Source organism: Albimonas sp. (assembly GCF_055129145.1).
On the sequence record NZ_JBSRTQ010000164.1, the window covers coordinates 1 to 8,763 of the forward strand.

Consider the following 8,763-nt stretch of genomic DNA (forward strand, 5'->3'; position numbering starts at 1 on the left):
ACAACGCCTGGGGCTGGATGCGGATGGGCTGGGTGGACCTGCATTGCGAGCGCTTCATGGACGCGCTCGCCGATTTCGACCACGCCGACCGGCTGAGCCCGCTGGATCCGTTCCGCTTCAACGGCTTGTTCGGGCGCGCGATCTGCCATGAGCTGCTGGGCGATCTCGACCAGGCCGTCGCGCTGGCGGAGGAGGGGCTCGCCACCGGCCCCGGCGTGACCTGGGCCTACCGGCTGCTGGCGCGGTTCCATGCCAAGCGCGGCGACGCGGCGGCCGCCGCGGCGGCGCTGGCCAAGCTGCGCGCCGCCTATCCGCACCTGACCATCGCGCTCATGCGCCGGTCGATGCCGCCGGCGGTCCTCAACGCCTCCCATGACCATTTCGCCGATCTGCGGGCGGCGGGGCTGCCCGAAAGCTGAGCCGGGGCGCGGGGATGTTCTCTGGAGACCCCTTCCTCAGGGCGCCGGGACATTCGGCGGCCCCGGCGGACGGGCCCGACCGCGCCGAGCGGCGGCGCGTCAGGGGACCGGAGCGGGAAGGTGGCCGCAGCCGCTCTCGTCGCGCCCGAGCGTCAGGGCGCGGGCGCCGGGCATCTGGCTGGCGGCGAGCACGGCGGCGTAGGCGTCGACGCAGCCATGGCCGTAGCGGGGGTCGCGGCGGGGGCGGCCCGCGGCGAACATCGGATCGGCCGGGTCGAAGTCGAAGGGCGCGGGGACCTGATCGGGTAGGGGGCGCGCGGTTTCGGCCAGCAGGGCGCGGACCTCGGCCGAGGTCAGGGCCGGGTTGGCGGTCAGCACCAGCGCGCAGACGCCCGCGGTCAGGGCGCAGGCGGCGGACGGGCCGCCGGGCATCACCATGCGGTCGCCCGGCCCCTCGCCGCGATGCAGCACCTGGCCGTCGGGCAGGGTGACGAAGCCGGAGACGTCGGTGGTCACCACGCCCCAGCCTCCCGTCCCGCCGGCGGGGGCGGAGATCCACACGCAGGCGCCCCGGTTGGCCCCTTCGGCGTGGCGGTCCATCGACGTGGTCGCCGTCACCGCCACCACGTCGGGATGGGCGGCGAAGCCGTTGAGCGCGCGGTCCGGCGCCCCCTCGGGCGCGTCGAAATCCTCGCCCCGCGCGCCGACCGAGAACAGCACCACGCAGCCGCGCCCGTCGCGGCCGTCGCGCGCCAGACGCCGGATCGCCTCGGCCTTGCGGGTGGACAGCGGATAGATCCGCGCCGCCGGGCCCCAGGCGGCGGCGAGGATCGCGGCCTCGCAAGCGCCCGCATGGTCGAACCAGGCCTCGACCTCGCGGTCCGACAGGTCCCGCCCCCAGCGCAGCGCCACCAGCCGCGCATCGGGCGCGGCGCCGATGGTCCGGCCCGAGACGCCCCCCGCCAGCGCCAGCCCGGCGCAGGCGGTGCCGTGCCAGTCGCCCCAGTCGGGCGAGACGTCGGGGCCGCCGCGGGTGAAGTCATGGCGCGCGACGCAGCGCCCGGCGAGGTCGGGATGGCCGAGGTCGAAGCCGTCGTCGATCATCGCGATGCGGATGTCCTCGCGCCCGCGGGCGCCCAGCGCCTGCCAGGCGCGCACCACCCGCGCGTCGGCCCCGGCGCGGAACCCCACCGCGGCGCCGTTGTGAAAGCCGCTGTTCTCGAGGTGCCAGGGCTCGGCCGCCACGCCCTCGACCCCGCCCTGCGCGCGGTGGCGCATCATCGGGCTGGCGAGGTCGGGCTCGGCGAGGAACACCCCCGGCACGGCGGCGAGCGCGCGCGCGACCTTCATCGGGTTGGCGGCGCCGGCGGCGACCTCGACCACGAAGGCCCCGCGGCCGCGGCATTCGACCAGGCGCAGGCCGTGGCGGGCGACGATCTCGGATTGCGCGGCGTCGGGCAGGGTGGGGTCGAAGACCAGGTGGATCTCGCCGGTGGGCACGAAGGGCACGCCGTCGTCCGAGGTGGTCCAGACATGGCTGCCGGCGCCGATTTCGGGCGCGCGGCGGGCGGCGTCGAGCCAAGCCTCGATCCCGTCCGTCCCCGTCGCCGGCGCCACCAGTTCGAACCGCCCCAGGGTTCCGGCGCGGCGCAGGCGGCCGGCGGCGGCCTCGTCGGCGAGTCGTGCGGAGAGCGCCAGCGACGCCCCGGGCGCGGCGCGCAGGGCGGCCAAGGTCGCGCTCTTGAAGAACGTCGCCCGATCGCGGTTCATCTGGAGGGTGATCGAGGGCCCGTCCGTCGAGGGCCCGTCCGTCGAAAGCCCGTCCGTCGAAAGCCCGTCCGTCGCGCCCTCGTTCATCTTCGCGTCCGTCATCGGCCTCTGTTCGAACGGGGCGGGGGTGATCTGTCCGGCCATGCGGCGCCTCGCGGATTGCGGCGACGCCTGGGGGAAGGCGCCGGCGGATGACGTAGGGAAATCAGTCTGGCGCGCGCGGGATCGGCACGCTGCGTGGAAACGCACATCTGTCGTTCAGATAAATTAAGCGTTGTTAATCATTTGGCCCGCAACAAGTCCCGGTTGTGCGCTTTGTCACATTCCCCAGCGTCTCGACACGTGGCGCCGGGCGCGGCTATCGTTGCGTCGGGCGCCGCGTTCGCGGCGGAGCGGGGGAATGAGATGAGGTCGGTCGGGCAACAGCCTGAGCCCGGGTTTCTTTCGGGCACATTGCTCGGCGGGTTGCCGGAGGCGACCGTCGCGGCGATGGCGGCGCGATGGCGCCTGGCTTCGGTCAACAAGGGCGGGCTGGTCATCGGGTCGGAGGAAAGCTCCGACGATTTCTTCGTGGTGCTCAGCGGCGTCGCGCGCGCCGCGGTCTACACCGCCAACGGCCGCGAGCTGATCTTCGTCGACGTCCAGCGCGGCGACTGCTTCGGAGAGCTGGCGGCCATCGACGGCGCGCCCCGCTCGGCCAACGTCGTGGCCCTGGAACCGCTGAACGTGGCGCGGCTCAGCTCCCGCGATTTCCACGCCCTGCTGCGCGAGGACGAGGCCTTCGCGCTCGCCATGCTGCAGCTGGTGGCGGGCAAGCTGCGCCGTGTGACGCGGCAATTGACCGAATACGCCGCCCTCACCGGCCCGCAGCGCATCTGCGGAGAGCTGCTGGCCATGGCCAAGCGCAACCGCACCGGCCCCGACGCGGCGCAGGTGCCCAATCCGGTGACCCAGGCCGAGCTGTCGCGGATCGTGTTCACCAACCGCGAGACGGTGACGCGCGAGGTCGCCCGGCTGAAGGCCAAGAACCTGCTGAGCTGGTCGCGCTCGATGATCCTGATCCCGTCCATCGCGCGGCTGGAGCGGGAATACGCGGCGCTGCTGGGCGACTGATCGGGGCAGGTTGCCGTGGCGGGAGCCTCGGATTACCATCGCCTTCACGTATTCGCGAGGGGGCTCCCGATGATCGCCGCGCCGACCCAGACCGCGCCGACCCAAGACGCGTCGACCCGGACCGCGCCGGATCAGGCCGTGCCGGCGCAGCCCCTGTCGGTCGAGGAGCCGCCCCGGCGCCGGGCGGTGGTGGTCGCCGACATCTCGGAATCCACCCGCTTCTTCGAGGTCGACGCCGAAGACGCGGTCCGGCGCTGGTCCGCGTTCATGGACTGGCTGGTGGACACGCTCGGGCCCGCCCATGACGCGGACTTCGTGAAAAGCCGCGGCGACGGGTTTCTGGTGTCGGTGGCGCGCGAGGCCGATGCGGTCGATCTCGCCATCGCCGCGCTGGAGATGGCCGCCGCCATGCCGGGCGCGGGCGACCGCCAGAGCATGCCGCTGCGCCTGCGCATCGGGGTCGCCGCCGGTCCCATGCGCCGCACCCGCCACGACGTCTACGGCCATGCCGCGAACCTCGCGTCCCGCCTCTCGGACCTCGCCCGCCCCGGCGAGATCGTGATGGCCGACGACGTGCGTCGCGCCCTGCCGCCGGATCTGGAGGCGCGGGCCCAGGACCGCGGCCCCTGCTTCGTGCGCAACGTGGCCGACCCGGTGCGCGCACATGCCATCGACATCGGCGCGCCGCCGAGCCCGCTCGCCCCCCTGATGACCGACGAGAGCCTCAAGCCCAAGGTCGCCGTCGCCCCGTTCCGGCCCGAGGCGGGCGGCCGCCCCGGCGTGATGGGCGAGGCGCTGGCCGACGCGGTGATCACGGAGATGTCGCGCTCCGCCCATCTGCGCTGCGTGTCGCGCCTGTCGACCAGCCGGCTGGCGGCGCGCGACATCGGCGGGACCACGTCCGGATCGGGGGCGCCCCCCGGCTTTCTCGGCGCCGGGCCCGGTTTCGCCGCCCGCGCCCATCTGCGCGCCGACTACCTGCTGAGCGGCCGCTGGCGGCGCGAGGGCGACCGGCTGATCGTGACCGCCGAGCTGTCGGAGACCGCCCATGGCGACGTGCTCTGGTCCGAGCGGCTGGAGGGGCACGCGGCCGAGGTGCTGGCGGGGGGGCGGGATCTGGCCTTCGACCTCGCCTCCCACGCCGTCGCGGCGGCGCTGCGCATCGAGCTCGACCGCTACCGGGCGCCCTATTTGCCCACCCAGCAGAGCTACACCCTGCTGCTCGCCGGCGTGGCCCAGCTGCATTCCCTGTCGCGCGAGCATTTCCAGGAGGCGGAACGGCCCTTGGCGGCGCTGGTCGAGCGTGCGACCCGCCAGCCGACCCCGCGCGCCTGGCTCGCCAAATGGCACATCATGCGGATCCTGCAGGGCTGGTCGCCGGACGAGGCGCGCGATGCGGCGATGGCATTCTCGCTCGTCGATCAGGCGCTCGACAGCGACCCGGACTGCGCGCTGGCGCTGTGCATGCGGGGCCTCGCCGACACGGTCCTTCGGCAGCGCCCGGATCTGGGGCGCGACTATTACGACGCCGCCCAGAAGGCCAATCCGTCCGAGCCGATGGCCTGGCTGCTGTCGGGCGCCCAGCGCAGTTTTTGCGACGACGGGGCGGGGGCGATGCGCGACGCGGCGCAGGCGATTTCCCTCTCCCCGGTCGACCCGCACCGTTATCTCTTCCAGGCGATCGCGGCGGGGGCGGCGCTGACCGCGGGCGACGACGCCCAGGCGCTGGCCTATGCCAACGCCTCGCTGCGCGCCAATTCCCAGCATATCTCCACCCTGCGGGTGAAGGCGGTGGCGGAATGGCGGCTGGACCGGGAGGACGAGGCCCGCAGATCGGTCGCCCGCCTGCTGGAGCTGTCGCCGGGCGCGACCGTGTCCCGCTACCTCGCCTCCGCCCCCAACACCGAGTTCCGCATCGGCCGCGAGATCGCCCGCATCCTGGGCCAGGCCGGGCTGCCCGCCTGAGGCCGAGGCGGCAGGCGGCGGGCTGAGGCGGACGCTGCGTTTTTCGCGCATCGCCGCGCATCCGAAGCTGGACCGGGACGTTGCGTCGGGCGAGGGTGCGCGACGTCACCTTCATCATGGTTAACGCGTGTTAGGTTCCTGTCCGGACAAGCCCAAGGCTCGCAGCGAACCGCCGTCACAAGGATTTCCGAGATGCCCCGTTCGACCTCTCACACCTCGCATACCTCCCACACCTCGCACACGTCCCATACCTCCCACACCTCGCATACCTCCCACACGTCCCACACCTCGCACGGGTCTTCGGACAAGGTCGCGTCGGGGGCGGCGGCCTCGGCGGTGCTGGTCACCCGCGACGCCATCGTCGGCCCCTACATCCCGCCGCCCGCGACCTTCCGGCCCTATCCGGAGGACAGCGTCGACAACCTGACCCTGTGGAGCCCCGACGTGCGGGCGCGCATCGCGGATTTCGAGCTCTCGCAGGGCCTCGGCTTCACCGCCCGCCCGGTGGAGGACGATGCCGACGCGACCCTTTACACGCTGTGGCGGACCGAGACCGCGACCACCGGCGTCCCCGCCCCGGTCCCGGCCGAAATCGCGAGCTTCATCCGGCCGGCCCCCGGGGTCTTCTCCCAGCAGCTCGACCTGGTGGAGGCCTATGCCGACCTGCGCTCCGAGCGGATGAACGAGATCCTGGTGCAGACCGAGACGCTGGCTCCGTTCTTCGCGGTGATCGCCGACATGAACGAAAGCGCGCGGACCTGGACCTGGGAATTCGTGTCGGCGGGGCACCGGCTCGCCGCCCAGCTGGCGCATCGGGTGAAGCCGGCGCTGGCGGTGCGTCGGCCCTCGACCCTGTCGGCGCAGGTGCAGCCGATCATCGCGACGCCGGCGCATGGCTCGCTGCCCTCGGGCCACGCGACGGAGTCGCATGCGGTGGCCACCATCCTCCTCGGTCTGATCCGGGCCGGCACCGGCTGGCCCGACAACAAGACCCATTTCGCCGACACGCTGGCCGCCCAGCTGTTGCGCGTCGCCTCGCGGATCTCGGTCAACCGGACGGTCGCGGGGGTGCATTACCCGATCGACAGCGCCTGCGGGGCGATGCTGGGCGTCGCCATCGGGCGCATGGTGCTGGCCCGGGTCGGGGCGCTGGAGACGGAGTCGGGCGGCTGGCGTTTCGACGGGCGCCGCTTCGACGGAACCCAGGATTTCCGGCGCGAGACGCAGGTGGACATGGGGCTGGCGGGCACGACCTTCGCGCTGGTCGAGGCGAGCCATGAGGCCGGGCCCTGGCAGGCCCCGGTCGCGGGCGGTCCGGATGTGGGGACCGATGGCATGATCGTGACGGGCGGGCTCTACAGCCGCGCCCTCGCCGAATGGGCCCATGTGGCCTGAACCGGGAGCGCGCGCGATGATCTGGACCGACAGCGCCGGGGTTCCCGATTTCTCGGGCATCCGCGGCATGGATCCCTCGGCGGGCTGGCTGCTCGGCCCCGGCGGGATCGACGACTATCTGGGCGATTTCCTGGAGGCGCAGGCGGCCGAGCCCGGCGGGCGGGCGGCGCTGGCGCCGCTGCTGGCGGGGGGCAAGGACCTGGCGCGGATCGTGTTCTCGCTGTCGCCGGATGCGGGGCAGGGGGTGACGGTGCTGCGCGCCCTGCGCCGGGCGTTCCGCGGCTACGCGCGGGCGGAGGGGCGGGCGACGCATGGCGCGCTGTTCCCCGGCGACGCGGCGGAGCTTCGGGCCGGGCGCACGGCGACGGTGACGGCGGAGCTGCGGTTTCTCACCTGGCTCGCCGGCGACCACCGCGCCGGGGCGCCGTTGCGCGAGGCGGGCAAGCGCCTGCTGCTTGGCCCGCCCTTGCGCCTGCGCGCGATGGAGGGGTTTGAGATCGCCAGCGCGGAGGAGGACGACGACGCCCCCGGCGCCGATCTGCTCGCCGCCCCCGGGTCAGGGCGCGAGGCCCCGCGCGACGCGGTGTTCGTGGCGGTGATCGACGACGGCTTCGGGCTGGCCAACGCCGCGTTCCGCAAACCCACGGGCGAGAGCCGGCTCGTGGCCTATTGGGATCAGGAGGCGGATCATGCGGGCCCGGGCTCGGAGCTGCCCTTCGGGCGGGAGCTGCGGGGGGCCGACATCGACGCGGCGCTGGCGCGGGCCGGCGGGCCGGCCCCGGGGGCGACGGATGAGGGGGCGTTCTGCGCCGATCCCGCCCTCGCGCCGTTCTACCCGCATCGCAAGGGGGGGCTGCCGGGCGTGGTCTCGCACGGGACCACGGTGCTCGACCTGGCGGCGGAGCTGGAGGACGGGGCCGACGTGGACGCCCGCCCGCTGATCGCGGTGCGCCTGCCGCGGTCCTCCGTGCAGGACACATCTGGGGCCGAGGTGAAGCCGCTGCTGATCGCCGGCGTCCGCTACGCCATCGCCGCGGCGCGCCGGGCGGCAGGGCGGCGGGACGCGCGGGTGGTGATCTGCATCTCCTACGGGGTCTATGCCGGGGCGATGGACGGGAATTCGACGCTGGAGCGGGCGTTGGACGCGATCCTCGAGGCGACGGGGGGCCGGGTCGCCATCGTGCTGCCCTCCGGCAACGGGCGCATGGACCAGGCCGTGGCTCGGGTGGCGCTGACGGCGGATGCGCCCGAGGCCGAGGTCGTCTGGCGCATCCAGCCCGACGACCGCACGCCGAGCTTCCTGCAGATCTGGGGGGCGGCGGGGCTGGAGGGGTTGAGCCTGTCGGTCACCCCTCCGGGCGGGGCGACCAGTCCGCCGGTGGCGCTGGGCGCCCCGGGGACGCAATGGCTGGTGGCTGGGGCGGACGTGGTGGCCGAGCTCGCCTGCGCGGAGCCGCGGGGGCCGGGCGGGGGCATGGCGCTGATGCTGTCGGTGCGGCCCTCGGCCGTCATGCGCCCGGTCGCGCCGCTGTTCCCGCCGGTGGCGGGGACCTGCGCGCCGGCGGGGGCCTGGACCTTGCGGCTGAGCCTGCCGGGGCTGGCGGCGGGGGTGGCGGCGGAGGTGATGCTGCGCGCCCAGCGCGACGACAGCCTGTCGGGCTTTCCGCCCTCGGGCCGGCAGCCCTATTTCCCGTTCGCCTCGATCGGGGCGCAGGAGACCTGGCTGGAGCAGCGCCGCGAGTCGGATCCGGCGGAGGGCGACGCCCTGGTGCGGCTCGACGCGACGCTGAACGCCTTCGCCACCGGGGGGGCGGTGGTGGTGGCGGGGGCCTATGCGACCGAGCGGGGGTCGCCGTCCTGGTATTCCGCCGGCGGGCCGGTTCCGGCGCCGGCGCGGGACGGGCCGGACCTGCTGGCGCCCTCGGATCGGACGATGATCCGGGCGGGGGTGACCGGGGCGGGGTTCGGGTCGGGGGCGCGGTTCCCGGTCTCGGGCACTTCGGTCGCGGCGCCGCAGGCGGCGCAGAGGCTGGCGGCGGCGATGGCGGCGGGGATCAGCGATCCGGGCGGGCCGCGGGGGCTGGCGCGGGCGCTGGCCGCG

Annotated in this window: 6 protein-coding genes; 5 read left to right on the top strand and 1 reads right to left on the bottom strand. The window is 74.3% G+C overall.

The genetic code is table 11. The annotated features are described in order from the left end of the window. The coding region (locus ACTB72_RS18525; RefSeq protein WP_463038491.1) for a tetratricopeptide repeat protein at positions 1-419 on the top strand (419 nt) is incomplete at its 5' end. Positions 420-518: 99 nt separating this feature from the next. On the opposite strand, the gene ACTB72_RS18530 is transcribed toward ACTB72_RS18525, so the two are convergent. After that, the gene (locus tag ACTB72_RS18530; protein ID WP_463038492.1) at positions 519-2,333 is read right to left on the bottom strand and encodes a S8 family serine peptidase; all 1,815 of its coding nucleotides are present in this window, start codon (positions 2,331-2,333) and stop codon (positions 519-521) included. Positions 2,334-2,594: 261 nt separating this feature from the next. Between ACTB72_RS18530 and ACTB72_RS18535 the strand changes: the two genes are divergently transcribed. The 4 genes from ACTB72_RS18535 to ACTB72_RS18550 all read left to right on the top strand — a co-directional run. Next, the gene (locus ACTB72_RS18535; RefSeq protein ID WP_463038493.1) at positions 2,595-3,302 is read left to right on the top strand and encodes a Crp/Fnr family transcriptional regulator; all 708 of its coding nucleotides are present in this window, start codon (positions 2,595-2,597) and stop codon (positions 3,300-3,302) included. A gap of 69 nt (positions 3,303-3,371) precedes the next feature. Further along, positions 3,372-5,267 (top strand): adenylate/guanylate cyclase domain-containing protein, encoded by a 1,896-nt coding sequence (locus ACTB72_RS18540; protein ID WP_463038494.1) that lies wholly within the window; start codon positions 3,372-3,374, stop codon positions 5,265-5,267. A 192-nt stretch (positions 5,268-5,459) separates the two neighbouring features. Continuing rightward, positions 5,460-6,662, top strand: a complete 1,203-nt coding sequence (locus ACTB72_RS18545; protein ID WP_463038495.1) for a phosphatase PAP2 family protein — start codon at positions 5,460-5,462, stop codon at positions 6,660-6,662. 16 nt (positions 6,663-6,678) lie between these two features. Beyond that, a partial coding sequence (locus tag ACTB72_RS18550) for a S8/S53 family peptidase (protein ID WP_463038496.1) occupies positions 6,679-8,763 on the top strand: 2,085 nt, incomplete at its 3' end.

Excerpts from the sequence above, each read along its gene's own strand:
- ACTB72_RS18530 (WP_463038492.1), bottom strand. The coding sequence starts at position 2,333 with ATGGCCGGACAGATCACCCCCGCCCCGTTCGAACAGAGGCCGATGACG.
- ACTB72_RS18535 (WP_463038493.1), top strand. The coding sequence starts at position 2,595 with ATGAGGTCGGTCGGGCAACAGCCTGAGCCCGGGTTTCTTTCGGGCACA.
- ACTB72_RS18540 (WP_463038494.1), top strand. The coding sequence starts at position 3,372 with ATGATCGCCGCGCCGACCCAGACCGCGCCGACCCAAGACGCGTCGACC.
- ACTB72_RS18545 (WP_463038495.1), top strand. The coding sequence starts at position 5,460 with ATGCCCCGTTCGACCTCTCACACCTCGCATACCTCCCACACCTCGCAC.